We start from the raw sequence: 14,671 nt of genomic DNA, 5'->3' as shown, positions 1-14,671 counted from the left end.
CTGCATGCGCAACGCAACGCGAGATTCTAACATGCGCCCATCAGCCGCCGATTCGCCACCCCCTCTATATGTAAACAGCAAAAATCGCGACCACGGCAGCGGCACCGCGAACCGGCCGCGATCGCGCCCCTTCAGGTGGCTCGGGGACCGCGCGGGTCCGAGTCACGCACGCGAGTAAACATTTGCGGCCTTTCACGCAATTTCTCGGACCCGCTCTTGACAATCTCTAAAAGTTGCGGCAGGCCGGTGTTGCGCATGCACCACAAAGTTGGAGCGATCTTAGGGTGGGGAGGATTTTTTTTCGTAGGAAGGGAACGATATGGCAAAATGCCAACGCACTGAAAGTTAGACGCTGCTCGAAGTCTACACAGAGCGGTGCCGCGTTTTTTGTGCCGCACCAATGTTATACTTCGAGCAATGTATGACTTGTCACCGTCAACAGGCTCGCAGTAAACCTGCGGTAATCTCAATTTCGAGAGGAGAAATATGAATAAACTTTCAAAGCTCGCGTTCATTGCAGCTACCGCAGTTATGGCTGCATCCGCTTCGGCACAGTCGGTGCCGGCGTCGCGTCAAGCCGTCAACGACAACTGGGTGAACGGCACGGGCGAATGGGTGTGGATGAACGGCACGAACGAGCTCTGCTGGCGTGACGCGTTCTGGACGCCGGCCACCGCCAACGCGAAGTGCGATGGCGCACTGGTCGCCCAGGCACCGGCACCGGCTCCGGTCGCACCGGTTGCTCCGGCAATCACGAGCCAGAAGATCACGTATCAAGCCGACGCACTGTTCGACTTCGACAAGGCAACGCTCAAGCCGCTGGGCAAGCAAAAGCTGGACGAACTGGCTTCGAAGATCCAAGGCATGAACACGGAAGTGGTCGTCGCTACGGGCTACACGGACCGCATCGGTTCGGACAAGTACAACGACCGTCTGTCGCTGCGCCGTGCGCAAGCAGTCAAGTCGTACCTGGTCAGCAAGGGTGTCCCGGCCAACAAGATCTACACGGAAGGCAAGGGCAAGCGCAACCCGGTCACGACCGGCTGCAACCAGAAGAACCGCAAGCAACTGATCGCCTGCCTCGCACCGGACCGCCGCGTGGAAGTCGAAGTGGTCGGTACGCAAGAAGTCCAGAAGACGACCGTTCCGGCACAGTAAGCCGCGGTTTTCGACTGCTTCAAAGCCCCGCTCCGGCGGGGCTTTTTCTTTGACGCCCGCCCAGGCGCTCGCTGGCCTCGTTGTGCGCCCCCTTATATACTCGGGGCTGACGTACCGACGCATCGCCCTCCTTCCGTAGCCCGTTTGCCGACATGACCAACGCCGATCCGCACGAACTCCAGAAATTCAGCGACCTCGCCCATCGGTGGTGGGATCCGAATGCCGAATTCAAGCCCCTGCACGACCTGAACCCGGTCCGGCTCGGCTGGATCGATGCGCATGCGCACCTCGCCGGCAAGCGCGCGCTCGATATCGGCTGCGGCGGCGGCATCCTGTCCGAATCGATGGCCGGACTCGGCGCGCAGGTGAAAGGCATCGACCTGTCGACCGAAGCGCTCGGCGTCGCCGACCTGCACAGCCTCGAAAGCGGCATCACGGTCGATTACGAGGCGATCGCCGCCGAAGCGATTGCCGAACGCGAGCCGGGCACCTATGACGTCGTCACGTGCATGGAAATGCTCGAGCACGTCCCGTCGCCGGCCGGCGTCGTCGCCGCGTGCGCGACGCTCGTGAAGCCGGGCGGCTGGGTGTTCTTCTCCACGCTGAACCGCAACCTGAAGTCCTACCTGTTCGCAGTGATCGGTGCGGAGTACATCGCGCAGATGCTGCCGAAGGGCACCCACGACTACGCGCGCTTCATCCGCCCGTCGGAACTGGCGAGCTTCGTGCGCGGGACCGATCTGCATATCGTGGAGATCAAGGGCATCACCTATCACCCGATCGGCAAGCGATTCGCGCTGTCGAACGACACCGACATCAACTATCTCGTCGCGTGCCGCCGCGGCGCGTGACCTTCCGACCGGCATGACGACTCCCCTTTCGACCGGGCGGCCCGCACTCGACGAGCCGCGCCTGCTGCACTGCGATGCCGTGCTGTTCGACCTCGACGGCACGCTCGCCGACACGGCGCCCGATCTCGCCGCCGCCGTCAACAAGATGCAGCGCGTGCGCGGCCTGCCCGAAACGTCGCTCGACGTGCTGCGGCCGCTGGCATCGGCCGGTGCGCGCGGCCTGCTCGGCGGTGCATTCGGCATCGACACGCAATCGGCCGGCTACGAAGCGATGCGCGACGAGTTCCTGACCAATTACGCGACGGACATCTGCGTGCACACCGTGCTGTTCCCCGGCATCGGCGACGTGCTCGACGAACTCGATGCGCGCGGCGTGCGCTGGGGCATCGTCACGAACAAGGCGATGCGCCTCACCGCGCCGCTCGCCGACCTGCTCGGCCTTGCGCCGCGCGCGGCCTGCATCGTCGGGGGCGACACAACGCCGCACTCGAAACCGCATCCGGCCCCGCTGCTGCACGCGGCCGGACAGATGACGCTCGCGCCCGAGCGCATCGTCTATGTCGGCGACGATCTTCGCGACATCCAGGCCGGCAGCGCGGCAGGGATGGCAACCGTCGCGGCTGCCTATGGCTACTGCGGCGACGGCGCCGCGCCGGCCGACTGGCAGGCGCAGCATCTCGTCGGCTCGACGCAGGAACTGCGCGAACTGCTGCGCGATGTTGGGCTATAATGATTGATCTTATCCGCGGGGGCGACCTGGTTTCGACAGGGGTTGTGAAGCGGCTAGGGCATGTCGAGGACCCGTCACCTCGTTAATCAATGGGAAAATCGTAACTGCAAACGACGATACGTTCGCACTGGCAGCCTAACGGCCGCCGTCCTCTGCCTAGTTCACTGACGGGCTAGTGTCGCAAGACCGGTAGCAATACCGCCAGAGGTCATTTACGTCAGTTAAGCCCTGTCGGCGTCGCGACGCCAGGGTCGAAAACCTAGCGAATCGCCGTAGTGCAGCGTGTTCGTCCGCGTCGCTGCGGTTAAATCAAATGACTGAACTAAACATGTAGAACTAGTCGTGGAGCGCTTCTGGACGCGGGTTCGATTCCCGCCGCCTCCACCAAATTCCGCGCTTGACGCACGAACCCCGCACGACGCAAGTCTGCGGGGTTTTTTGTTGCCGGTGCGCCCGCCTCCCGCGCCTTCCGAAAAAGCGCCCGGCCCCGGGCGGGCCAGGCGGAATGCCGCCGGTACGCCGGCGACAGGAGGTGACGGAGGTTCAGCGCCGTCCGCGCGGCGCTTGAGCGCAGCGGACGGCACCCTGCCCGGCACCGCGACCGGGACGCGACGCCTCGTCGCACCCGCCGCGCGGCCCCGCCGGGCAATGCGCAGCTTAGCTGCCGCGATACAGCGACTTCATTTCTTCCGCGCTGGCCGGACGCACGCCGATCGCACGCGAGCCCGCTGCCGATGCGCCCTGCACCTGCGCGCCGTAGCCGCTGGCGTCGGCGCCTTGCGCCTGGGCCAACGCGCTGCGCTGCTGCTCTGCAACACGCGCCGTGGCGGCCTGGATCGCTTCCGGATAGTGCGGATCTTCGCCGCGGGCGGTGTTGTAACCGGCCTGCTGGAGCTGAACCAGTTCGGCGCGAACCTGTGCGCGCGTGAGTGCCGAGCCGGACTGCGCGAACGAAACGACCGGAGCAACGAGAGCGGCAGCAACGACAACGGCTTGAACGAGCGACTTCATGATGACCTACCTCCAGATTTGTCTGATTTCGCGGTGAACACCCGTTCATCGCTGACAAACCGAAGTTTATGTAGGCGGATGCTTAAGAATAAGGCAGGTTTCAGGAAGACATCCTTCCTGAATTACGGGTTAACCCTAGATCAATAGACGCCCGATCCGGCATCGCGCGATCGCACTGGACCACGACCGGCCATAAAGCAACGAGCCCCGCAAGGCAGCACGCCCTGCGGGGCTCGAAAAGAACCGCGCGGCATCGGCGCAGCGCGGCCGGACAAACGCGTCGACGACGGCCCGGCGCGCCTGCGTTTGTTTATTGAGTGTCCAGCGGGCACTTCAGGTTGCAGCCGTTCGGATCCCCCATATCGCCCTTGCGGCGCAATGCCGACTTCTTGCCGTTCTGGTATTTCTGCGATGGCGTCGACGCCGCGAACGGCATCTGCGGATGCTCGTTCAGGCGGAACTGTTCGCTCAGGATGCCGCCGGGCACGCCCGGGGAATTCTGAGCAAGCGCGAACGGCGAAACAGCGACAAGAAGCCCTGCGGTCAACGCTGCCGCGGAGAAGGGAACGGAAAGTTTCATGGCGGGATGACGCCTGAACGGCGTGCTTGTTGGAACGTTGATCAAGCGGCAAGCGTAGCGCAAATCCCTCACTGCTGCAGCGCGGCTCGCGTGCATTCCCGTTACCGTGCATTGCCGTCCGGCGCACCGGCCGCGGCCGTACCGGCGAAGCCCTCCGCGATACCGGCCAGCGTCCCGCACGCCGCCGGATCGTAGCCGTCGAGATGCGCGACGCGCTCGACGAAACGTGCATCGCGCAGCAAGGCGAGCACGCCGGCGAGCGGCCGCGAGTCGAGCTGCGCGCGTTCGCACGCGAAGTAGTAGTCCTCGTCGACGACCGGGATGAAATCGAGCCCGAAATGACGGGCGGCCGGCTCGACGCCGAAGCCGAGATCGGCCATCCCGCTCGCGACGAACGCGGCGATCGCCGAGTGCGTGAGTTCGGCCGACGCATAGCCGTCGATACGCTCGGGATCGATGCCGATCGCGCGCAACGCGAGATCGAGCAGCATGCGCGTGCCCGACCCCGGCTGCCGATTGACGAAGCGGATGTCGTGGCGGGCGAGATCGGCCAGCCCGCCGACCTGCTTCGGGTTGCCGCGCGGCACGAACAGCCCCTGCTGGCGACGCGTCAGATGAATCAGCACGTGACGCGTGTCGTCGAGCCACGGCCGGTAGATCTGCGCGCACTGCTCGCGGAACGCGCCGCGCGGCAGATGGAAGCCGGCCAGCTCGCATTCGCCGCGCGCGAGCGCCTGCACGGCCTCGACGCTCTCGCGATACTTGATGTCGACGGCTGCCTGCGCATCGACGAGCGCGGAAACGAGCGCCGCAACCGCATAGCCATGCGACGCATGGATGCGCACGGCGCCGTCGCGCTGCGCGAGCCGCCGGTTCAGGTCGCTCGCCACCTCGGCCGCCAGCGCGCGCAGGTTCCCGTCGAGACGGCTGCGCGCGAGCCGCTGAGCGTCGACGACCGCCTGCCCCAGCTCCGACAGCCTCGATCCCTTGCCGCGCGCGGTCTCGATCAACTCGCCGCCGACGCACGCCTCCAGCGCCCGCAGCATGCCCCACGCGTGCCGATACGACAGCCCTTTCGCCTGCGCGGCCTGTGCAATGCTGCCCGTATCGGCCACGAGCTCCAGCAACGGGGCGACATCCGACAGGCTCGCCGTGCGGCCCTCCGTGTCGCGTACGGTCAGATACGCGTCGCATTCGATTCGAATCAATTATGTACTCCGATTTCCTATTGCGACTGCGAAATCTTCCGCTTATCGTTGCTCAAAATCAATCAGGACGAAGTCCCGGCGTGCACTATATGAATCATGGGCACATATGAGACTTTGGAGGAGCACAACCGATGTCCCCGAATTCCCCTGCGCCCGACGCGCTCGTCGAGCGTCATGCGCGCGCCGGCCGCTCGCTCGTCGCGATCCTGCATGCGATCCAGGACGAGGCCGGCTACGTGCCGGCAGGCTGCGTCGCGCCGCTCGCGAAGGCGCTGAACCTGTCGCGCGCCGAAGTGCACGGCGTGCTCACCTACTATCACCACTTCCGCACCGCGCCGCCCGCGCGCGTGACGATCCAGATGTGCCGCGCCGAGGCGTGCCGCAGCATGGGCTGCGAAGCGCTGGCCGCGCACGCGGAAGCGCGCACGGGTTGCCGGTTCGACGCGGCGCACGGCGATGGTGCCGACGCACACGCGCCGGGCGACGTCGTGCTCGAGTCGGTCTACTGCCTCGGGCTGTGCGCACAATCGCCGTCGATGACGGTCAACGGCGTGCTGCACGCAAAGGTCACGCCGGAGAAGTTCGACGCCCTGCTCGCCGACGCGGCCGCCCACACCCCGGAGGCCGCATGACGACCCGCATCTACGTTCCGCGCGATTCGTCCGCGCTGGCGCTCGGCGCCGACGCCCTCGCCGCCGCGATCGTCGCGGAAGCCGAGCGGCGCGGCGTCGCGATCGAACTGATCCGCAACGGTTCACGCGGGCTGCTGTGGCTCGAGCCGCTCGTCGAGGTCGGCACGGCCGCCGGGCGCGTCGGCTACGCGAATCTGTCGGCGGCCGACGTGCCTGCCCTGTTCGACGCAAACTGGCTCGACGGCGGCACGCACCCGAGCGGCGTCGGCCTCGTCGACGCCCTGCCCTATCTCGCGCGCCAGCAGCGCCTCACGTTCGCGCGCATCGGCCTGACCGATCCGCTGTCGATCGACGACTACCTGAAGCATGACGGCCTCGCCGGCCTGAAGAATGCGCTCGCATTCGACGGCGACGCCGCGTGCGAGCAGCTGATCGAATCGGGGCTGCGCGGCCGCGGCGGCGCGGCCTTCCCGGCCGGCATCAAGTGGCGCACGGTCCGACAGGCGCGCGCCGCGCAAAAGTACATCGTCTGCAACGCGGACGAAGGCGATTCGGGCACGTTCTCCGACCGCCTGATCATGGAATGCGACCCGTACTGCCTGATCGAAGGGATGATCATCGCGGGCATCGCGACGGGCGCGACGCTCGGCTACATCTACGTGCGCAGCGAATACCCGCATGCGATCGCGGCACTCGAAACGGCGATTGAGCGTGCCCGCGAAGCCGGCTGGCTCGGCGAACGCGTGCTCGGCTCCGCGCATGCGTTCGACCTGCACGTCGCGAAGGGCGCCGGTTCGTACGTGTGCGGCGAGGAAACGGCGCTGCTCGAATCGCTCGAAGGCAAGCGCGGCGTCGTGCGCGCGAAACCGCCGCTGCCGGCGCTCGCCGGCCTGTTCGGCCAGCCGACCGTGATCAACAACGTGATCACGCTCGCGACCGCGCCGGTGATCTTCGCGCGCGGCGCCGCGTTCTATCGCGACTACGGGATGGGCCGCTCGCGCGGCACACTGCCGTTCCAGCTCGCGGGCAACATCCGACACGGCGGCCTCGTCGAGCTCGCGTTCGGCGTCACGCTGCGCGAGCTGCTGTTCGACTACGGCGGCGGCACGGCCAGCGGCCGGCCCGCACGCGCGGCCCAGGTCGGCGGCCCGCTCGGCACCTACCTGCCCGAACACCAGTGGGACGTGCCGCTCGACTACGAGGCGTACACGGCGATCGGCGCGGTCGTCGGTCACGGCGGCATCGTGCTGCACGACGACACGTCGAATCTCGCCGAACTCGCCGAATACGCGATGAAGTTCTGCGCGATCGAATCGTGCGGCAAATGCACGCCGTGCCGGATCGGCTCGACGCGCGGCGTCGAGACGATCGCGCGGATTCGCGAAGGCGACACGTCGGAGCGTCAGGTCACGCTGCTGCGCGACCTGTGCGACACGATGCTCGCCGGCTCGCTGTGCGCGATGGGCGGGATGACGCCGTATCCGGTGCTGTCCGCGCTCGACCATTTCCCCGAAGATTTCGGGCTCGCCGCCGGCAAGCAAGCCGCGTCGGGTCCGGTCAAGGCTGCGGCCTGACCCAGAAGGAGCCCTGCATGTCCCTCGACACGAACAACGTCCGCCAAGGCGGCTGCGGCTCGGGCCAATGCGCGTGCAAGAGCGCCGCTCAGGCGCGCGCGCGCGATCCGTTCGACGAAACCGACTACGGCACGCCGCAACGGCATGCCGATACCGACGTCACGCTCGAAATCGACGGCCAGCCGGTCACGGTGCCGGCCGGCACGTCGGTGATGCGCGCGGCGATCGAAGCCGGCGTCAACGTGCCCAAGCTCTGCGCGACCGATTCGCTCGAACCGTTCGGCTCGTGCCGTCTGTGCCTGGTCGAAATCGAAGGCCGGCGCGGCTATCCGGCATCGTGCACGACGCCCGCCGAAGCCGGGATGAAGGTGCGTACGCAGTCGGACCGGCTGCAGTCGCTGCGCCGCAACGTGATGGAGCTGTACATCTCCGACCATCCGCTCGACTGCCTCACCTGCCCCGCCAACGGCGACTGCGAGCTGCAGGACATGGCGGGCGTGGTGGGCTTGCGCGAAGTGCGCTACGGCTTCGACGGCGCCAATCACCTGCGCGATCAGAAGGACGAATCGAATCCGTACTTCACGTACGATCCGTCGAAGTGCATCGTCTGCAACCGCTGCGTGCGCGCATGCGAGGAAACGCAGGGCACGTTCGCGCTGACGATCGCCGCGCGCGGTTTCGAATCGCGCGTCGCCGCCGGCGAAAGCGAATCGTTCATGGCATCGGAATGCGTATCGTGCGGCGCCTGCGTCGCCGCGTGCCCGACCGCCACGCTGCAGGAAAAATCCGTCGTCCAGCTCGGCCAGGCCGAGCACTCGGTCGTCACGACCTGCGCGTACTGCGGCGTCGGCTGCTCGTTCAAGGCCGAGATGAAGGGCACGCAGGTCGTGCGCATGACGCCGCACAAGAACGGCCTCGCAAACGAAGGCCACGCGTGCGTGAAGGGCCGCTTCGCGTGGGGCTACGCAACGCACAAGGACCGCATCACGAAGCCGATGATCCGCGAGAAGATCACCGACCCGTGGCGCGAAGTCAGCTGGGAAGAGGCGCTCACCTACGCGGCAACGCAATTCCGCAAGCTGCAGCAGAAGTACGGCCGCGATTCGATCGGCGGCATCACGTCGTCGCGTTGCACGAACGAGGAAACCTACCTCGTGCAGAAGCTCGTGCGCGCCGCGTTCGGCAACAACAACGTCGACACCTGCGCACGCGTGTGCCACTCGCCGACCGGCTATGGCCTCAAGACGACGCTCGGCGAATCGGCCGGCACGCAGACCTTTGCGTCGGTCAGCCAGTCCGACGTGATCGTCGTGATGGGCGCGAACCCGACCGACGGGCACCCGGTGTTCGGCTCGCGCATGAAGCGGCGCATCCGCGAAGGCGCGAAGCTGATCGTGATCGACCCGCGCCGCATCGACGTGGTCGACGGCCCGCACGTGAAGGCCACGCACCACCTGCAGCTGCGCCCCGGCACCAACGTCGCGATGGTCAACGCGCTCGCGCACGTGATCGTCACCGAAGGGCTCGTCGCCGACGCATTCGTCGCCGAGCGCTGCGACACGCGCGCGTTCGAGCAATGGCGCGACTTCGTATCGCGCGCCGAGAACTCGCCCGAAGCGACCGCCGACGTAACGGGCGTGCCGGCCCAGCAGGTGCGCGAAGCCGCGCGCCTCTATGCGACGGGCGGCAACGCCGCGATCTACTACGGCCTCGGCGTGACCGAACACGCGCAAGGCTCGACGACGGTGATGGGCATCGCGAACCTCGCGATGGCGACCGGCAACATCGGCCGCGAAGGCGTCGGCGTCAATCCGCTGCGCGGCCAGAACAACGTGCAGGGTTCGTGCGACATGGGCTCGTTCCCGCATGAACTGCCCGGCTACCGGCACATCAGCGACGAAGTCGTACGCACACGGTTCGAACAGGCATGGTCGGCCACGCTGCAGCCGGAACCGGGGCTGCGCATCCCGAACATGTTCGACGCGGCGCTCGACGGCAGCTTCAAGGGGCTCTACTGCCAGGGCGAGGACATCGTCCAGTCGGACCCGAACACGCAGCATGTCGCGGCCGCGCTGTCGTCGATGGAATGCATCGTCGTGCAGGACATCTTCCTGAACGAAACCGCGAAATACGCGCACGTGCTGCTGCCGGGCTCGACGTTCCTCGAGAAGGACGGCACGTTCACGAACGCGGAGCGCCGCATCTCGCGTGTGCGCAAGGTGATGCCGCCGCTCGCGGGCTACGCGGACTGGGAAGTGACGCTGCTGCTGTCGCAGGCGCTCGGCTACGACATGCACTACACGCATCCGTCGGAAATCATGGACGAGATCGCGCGGCTCACACCGACCTTCTCGGGTGTGTCGTACGAAAAGCTCGATGCGCTCGGCAGCATCCAGTGGCCGTGCAACGAACAGGCGCCGGACGGCACGCCGACGATGCACATCGACGCGTTCGTGCGCGGCAAGGGCCGGTTCGTGATCACGCAGTTCATTCCGACGCCGGAAAAGGTCACGCAGCGCTATCCGCTGATCCTGACCACGGGCCGCATCCTGTCGCAATACAACGTCGGCGCGCAGACGCGCCGGACCGAGAACGTGCAGTGGCACGAAGAGGACCGTCTCGAGATCCATCCGCACGACGCGGAGGATCGCGGAATCCGGACCGGCGACTGGGTCGGCATCGAATCGCGGGCGGGCCAGACCGTGTTGCGCGCGCTCGTGTCCGACCGCATGCAGCCGGGTGTCGTGTACACGACGTTCCACTTCCCCGAATCGGGCGCGAACGTGATCACGACGGACAGTTCCGACTGGGCGACGAACTGCCCGGAATACAAGGTGACGGCCGTGCAGGTGATGCCGGTTGCGCAGCCGTCGGACTGGCAGCGCGCGTATGCGCGCTTCAACTCGGAGCAGCTCGACCTGCTCGAGCGCCGCGCCGCCACGCCGGCCGCCGTGACGACGGGCAAGTGAGGACGCGATGGACAACGGACACCTGATCGACATGGCCAACCAAATCGGCGCATTCTTCGAATCGATGCCCGATCGCGAAGAAGCGCTGACTGGGATCGCCGAGCATATCCGGCGCTTCTGGGAACCGCGGATGCGTCGTGCATTGCTCGCCGCGCTCGACGATCCGTCGAGCGAGGCCGGACAACGCGCGGCGCCGATCGTGCGCGACGCGATCGCCGCGCACCGCGCATCGCTCGTGCCGGCCGCGGCCTGCGCCTGAGCACCCCGCTACGCGGGCACCGACATGCCCGCGAACCAGCTTTCGCAGTGGCGCAGCAGCGCGTTCGCGTCGGTGGCGGTACGGCCGCGCACCGCGATGTAGCCATCGGGCCGCAGCAGGTAGAACGACGGCCTCGAGCGGCCGTATACCTGCGCAAGCCCGTCCGCGCCGTCGCTTTCGGCATCGGCGACGCGCCACGTTCGCACGGCGCCCGGCATGATCCGCTCCAGCCCCAGCGCAAGCGCCTGCGCATCCTCGGGTATCGGCGGCACGGCGCCCGTATCGCCAGCGTCGGCACCTGCCGGTTCCTCGAGCAGCAGCAGCGTAAAGCTCGCCGGGTCGTGCAGGTCGTATAGCCGCGCGGTTCCGGGCGCCCGCCCGAGCGGCCCGTCGACCACGTGCACAAGCGCATCGGGCGCGCGCTCGCCTGCGCGCGGCCCGCCGTCGAGCACGCGTTCGAGCGTGAGCGGGCTTTTCCGGTATTGCACGCCGAGCTCGCTGACGGTGCGGCGCACCGCGTCGCGCACCGGCCCGAACGACGCCAGCAGCGGCACGACGTGATCGCGCAGCAGCTTCATCGCGCCGTGGTCGGCTTCGACGATCTGCGTGACGAGGCCGGTCTGCCGCAATACGTCACGCTCGATCGGGTGGCGCTCGGCGTGATACGTGTCGAGCAGGCGCTCCGGCGTGCCCGCGCCGAGCACGCGCGCGAGCTTCCAGCCGAGATTGAACGCTTCCTGGATGCCCGTGTTCATGCCCTGCGCGCCCGCCGGGCTGTGAACGTGCGCGGCGTCGCCTGCGAAGAACACACGCCCGTGACGCAGTCGCTCGACCATCCGGCTATGCAGGCGGAAATACGCCGACCACGCGAGATCGCTCAGCGCAATCGACGCACCGACGCGCGCGCGCACGATCGCCTCGCATTCGTCGAGCGACGGGGTCGAGGGCGTGAGTCCGTCGGGCGATGCGTCGCTGCCGGGCGGCCGGTCGGCAACGAGCCGGTAGCGGCCGCCGCCCATCGGAAACAGCCCCGCGATGCCGTCGGGCGTCGTGAACAGATGGATCTCCTCGTCCGGCCAGTCGGGTATCGCCGCGAAATCGGCGAGCAGGAAAGTCTGCTCGAACGCATGCCCGGCGAAGCCCAGGCCAAGCAGGTGGCGCACCGTGCTGTGCGCGCCGTCGGCGGCGATCAGGTACGAGGGCGCGAACGCCTGTTCACGACCGTCGGCATCGCGGATCGTCACGTCGAGCGACGGTCCGCCCGCATCGCATGCGGTGAGCGTGACGCCGCGTTCGACGGTCACGCCGAACCCGGCCAGGTGCTCGGCGAGCAGCCGCTCGGTGATGCTCTGGTCGAGAAACAGCAGATACGGATAGCGCGTTTGAAGCGGATCGAAATCGAGCCGCGCGATCACCCGGCCGTCCGCATGCAGCGCGGCCGCATGGGCGCGATGACCCAGCGCGAGAAACGGTTCGACCGCGCGATGCTGCTCCAGCAGTTCGAGCGTGCGTGCCTGGATGCCGATCGCGCGCGAATACGGCGCGGGCACGGCGAGCCGGTCGATGATGCGCACCGGCACGCGGGCACGCGCGAGACTCATCGCTGCGGCAAGGCCGGTGGGGCCGGCGCCGACGATCAGCACGGGCGGGATATCGAGCAGTGTGTCAGCCATGAGAACCTCGATGACACGCGATTGTGCAAGTCTACGCCGCTCCGCGTGACGGGGCCATATGCCAACCGGCCGATCTGGGGCGAGCGCGCGCAGTGTGGGAAAATACGCGCTTTCCGTCAGTTTTCGCGTCATGGAATCCGCATTCGACCGAGCGTATGCCGCGCACCGCGCGGGCCGCCTCGCCGAGGCCGAGCACGGCTATCGCGCCGCACTCGCCACCCATCCCGCCGACGCCGACGCGCTGCATCTGTTCGGCGTGCTGCGGCATCAGCAGGGCCAGCATGCCGAAGCGGCCGATCTCGTCGGGCGTGCGGTCGAGTTGCGCCCGAACGACGCCGCGCTGCAGCTCAATCTCGGCAACGCGCTGAAGGCGCTCGGCCGGCTCGACGAAGCGATCGACCGCTTTCGCAACGCGCTGACGCTCGCGCCCGAATTTCCGCTCGCGCACTACAACCTCGGCAACGCCTATGCGGCACTGCAGCGCCACGAAGATGCCGTCGACGCGTTTGCCCGCGCCCTCCGGCTCACACCGGACGACGCATCGATCCACAACAACCTCGGCAACGCGCTGAATGCGCTCGGCCGTCACGACGATGCGCTCGCCGCGTTCCATCGCGCGCTCGAGCTGCGGCCCGGGCATGCCGGCGCGCACAACAATCTCGCGATGGCGCTGAACGCGATGGGCCGGGCCGACGACGCGATCGCACACTTCCAGGCAGCGATCGCCGCGCAGCCACGCTTCGTCGCCGCGCATTTCAATCTCGGCAACACGTTCGAGGCGCTCGGCCGTCATGGCGAAGCCGCCGCCGCATTCGAAGCCGCGCTCGCGCTGCACCCGCCGTTTCCGCTCGCCCTCTTCGGGCTCGCGAACGCGCTGTGCGCGCAGGCACGCCAGCGCGAAGCGCTGCCCTACTACGAACGCGCGGTCGGTCTCGATCCGTCGTTCAGTCTCGCGTGGTTGAACCTCGGCAACGCGCATCACGCACTCGGCGCACACGAGATGGCGCTGCGCGCGTTCGACCAGGCGCTGCGCGTCGCCCCCGACCTGAAACTCGCGCAGCTGCACCGAGCCGTCACGCTGCTGACGCTGGGCGACTTCGCCCGCGGCCTGCCCGCGTACGAAACGCGCCACGACACGCCGGGCGCGACGCCGCTCGGCACGCTGTCGCGCTGGCAAGGCGAGCCGATCGCGGCGCGCACGCTGCTGATCCGCGCGGAACAGGGCTTCGGCGACACGCTGCAGTTCGTCCGCTTCGTGCCGCTCGCCCGTGCACGCTGCGCGCGCGTCGTGCTCGAAGTGCAGCCGGAACTCGTCGCGCTGCTCACACCGGCCGCGGCACGCTGGCGCGTGACGCTCGTCGCGCAGGGCACCACGAAGCCGCCGGCGGAGGACCTCGCGTGCACGCTGATGAGCCTGCCGTTCCTGCTCGGCCTGCAGCCGGCCGACATCGTCGCGGGCACACGCTACCTCGACGTGCCGGACAGCACGCAGCGGCGCTTTCGCGGCTCGCTGGGCGGCCAGTCGAAGCGCAAGTTCGGCCTTGCCTGGACAGGACGCCGGCAGGCACAGGAAAACCGCTCGATGCCGTTCGACGCGCTCGCGCCGCTGCTCGCGCTGCCGGACATCGACTGGATCGTGTTGCAGCCGGCACTCGACGACGACGAACGGGCACGCGTCGACGCGCATCCCCGCATGCATCGCCTCGACGGGCGGCTGAACGACTTCGCCGACACCGCAGCGCTGATCGAACGGCTCGACGGCGTCGTCACGATCGATACGGCGGTCGCGCACCTCGCGGGCGCGCTCGGCAAGCCGCTGTGGATCATGTTGCCGTTCGCACCCGACTGGCGCTGGTTCACCGGCGACGACTGTCCGTGGTATCCGCGAGCGAGGCTCGCCCGCCAGTCCGCACCGGGACAATGGCTCGACGTGGCGGCGGCGATCGCCGCCGCGCTGCGCGACGCCTGAATGCCCGAGCGCAGACAAAAAAAGGGAGCGCTGCGCGTTCCCTTTTCTCAGTCGACG

Annotated in this window: 12 protein-coding genes and 1 other RNA gene; 9 read left to right on the top strand and 4 right to left on the bottom strand. The window is 67.6% G+C overall.

Features of this window, described 5'->3' with window-relative positions; translation table 11 throughout:
* Positions 1-486 precede the first annotated feature (486 nt).
* The 4 genes from ompA to ssrA all read left to right on the top strand — a co-directional run bounded on the left by ompA (position 487) and on the right by ssrA (position 3,126).
* Positions 487-1,158 (top strand): outer membrane protein OmpA, encoded by a 672-nt coding sequence (gene ompA / locus U4Y91_RS30160; RefSeq protein WP_044844842.1) that lies wholly within the window; start codon positions 487-489, stop codon positions 1,156-1,158.
* Between the two features lie 152 nt (positions 1,159-1,310).
* Complete coding sequence (ubiG, locus tag U4Y91_RS30155) at positions 1,311-2,009, top strand: bifunctional 2-polyprenyl-6-hydroxyphenol methylase/3-demethylubiquinol 3-O-methyltransferase UbiG (RefSeq protein ID WP_321808122.1); 699 nt, start codon at positions 1,311-1,313, stop codon at positions 2,007-2,009.
* Between the two features lie 13 nt (positions 2,010-2,022).
* Positions 2,023-2,739: a phosphoglycolate phosphatase gene (gene gph, locus U4Y91_RS30150; protein WP_321808121.1), complete on the top strand. Its 717-nt coding sequence runs from the start codon at positions 2,023-2,025 to the stop codon at positions 2,737-2,739.
* Positions 2,740-2,756: 17 nt separating this feature from the next.
* Positions 2,757-3,126, top strand: a transfer-messenger RNA (tmRNA) gene (gene ssrA / locus U4Y91_RS30145).
* Positions 3,127-3,396: 270 nt separating this feature from the next.
* On the opposite strand, the gene U4Y91_RS30140 is transcribed toward ssrA, so the two are convergent.
* The 3 genes from U4Y91_RS30140 to U4Y91_RS30130 all read right to left on the bottom strand — a co-directional run bounded on the left by U4Y91_RS30140 (position 3,397) and on the right by U4Y91_RS30130 (position 5,538).
* Positions 3,397-3,750 carry a DUF4148 domain-containing protein gene (locus U4Y91_RS30140; protein WP_059599002.1) on the bottom strand — a complete coding sequence of 118 codons (354 nt, stop codon included), beginning with the start codon at positions 3,748-3,750 and terminating at the stop codon, positions 3,397-3,399.
* Positions 3,751-4,060: 310 nt separating this feature from the next.
* Positions 4,061-4,330 (bottom strand): hypothetical protein, encoded by a 270-nt coding sequence (locus tag U4Y91_RS30135; protein ID WP_321808120.1) that lies wholly within the window; start codon positions 4,328-4,330, stop codon positions 4,061-4,063.
* Positions 4,331-4,431: 101 nt separating this feature from the next.
* Positions 4,432-5,538 (bottom strand): substrate-binding domain-containing protein, encoded by a 1,107-nt coding sequence (locus tag U4Y91_RS30130; protein WP_321808119.1) that lies wholly within the window; start codon positions 5,536-5,538, stop codon positions 4,432-4,434.
* 131 nt (positions 5,539-5,669) lie between these two features.
* Between U4Y91_RS30130 and U4Y91_RS30125 the strand changes: the two genes are divergently transcribed.
* Genes U4Y91_RS30125 through U4Y91_RS30110 form a run of 4 tightly spaced genes read left to right on the top strand, consistent with a single transcriptional unit; the run spans position 5,670 to position 10,972 of the window.
* A complete protein-coding gene (locus U4Y91_RS30125) occupies positions 5,670-6,170 on the top strand; it encodes an NAD(P)H-dependent oxidoreductase subunit E (RefSeq protein ID WP_321808118.1) in 501 nt (166 codons plus the stop codon).
* Positions 6,167-7,744, top strand: a complete 1,578-nt coding sequence (locus U4Y91_RS30120) for a formate dehydrogenase beta subunit (RefSeq protein WP_321808117.1) — start codon at positions 6,167-6,169, stop codon at positions 7,742-7,744. Before U4Y91_RS30125 ends, U4Y91_RS30120 begins: the two co-directional genes overlap by 4 nt.
* A 17-nt stretch (positions 7,745-7,761) precedes the next feature.
* Positions 7,762-10,713, top strand: a complete 2,952-nt coding sequence (fdhF, locus tag U4Y91_RS30115) for a formate dehydrogenase subunit alpha (protein ID WP_321808116.1) — start codon at positions 7,762-7,764, stop codon at positions 10,711-10,713.
* Between the two features lie 7 nt (positions 10,714-10,720).
* Complete coding sequence (locus tag U4Y91_RS30110; protein ID WP_321808115.1) at positions 10,721-10,972, top strand: formate dehydrogenase subunit delta; 252 nt, start codon at positions 10,721-10,723, stop codon at positions 10,970-10,972.
* 8 nt (positions 10,973-10,980) lie between these two features.
* Here U4Y91_RS30110 and U4Y91_RS30105 read toward each other — a convergent pair whose 3' ends face one another.
* The gene (locus U4Y91_RS30105; protein WP_321808114.1) at positions 10,981-12,645 is read right to left on the bottom strand and encodes an FAD-dependent monooxygenase; all 1,665 of its coding nucleotides are present in this window, start codon (positions 12,643-12,645) and stop codon (positions 10,981-10,983) included.
* 130 nt (positions 12,646-12,775) lie between these two features.
* Here U4Y91_RS30105 and U4Y91_RS30100 point away from each other — a divergent pair, with 130 nt between their 5' ends.
* On the top strand, positions 12,776-14,614 hold the full coding sequence (locus U4Y91_RS30100) for a tetratricopeptide repeat protein (RefSeq protein ID WP_415750513.1): 1,839 nt from the start codon (positions 12,776-12,778) through the stop codon (positions 14,612-14,614).
* The last annotated feature ends 57 nt before the right edge of the window (positions 14,615-14,671 follow it).

This window comes from Burkholderia sp. BCC1993 (assembly GCF_905339865.1).
Taxonomy (GTDB): domain Bacteria; phylum Pseudomonadota; class Gammaproteobacteria; order Burkholderiales; family Burkholderiaceae; genus Burkholderia.
This window is presented reverse-complemented; position numbering and strand designations above follow the sequence as displayed.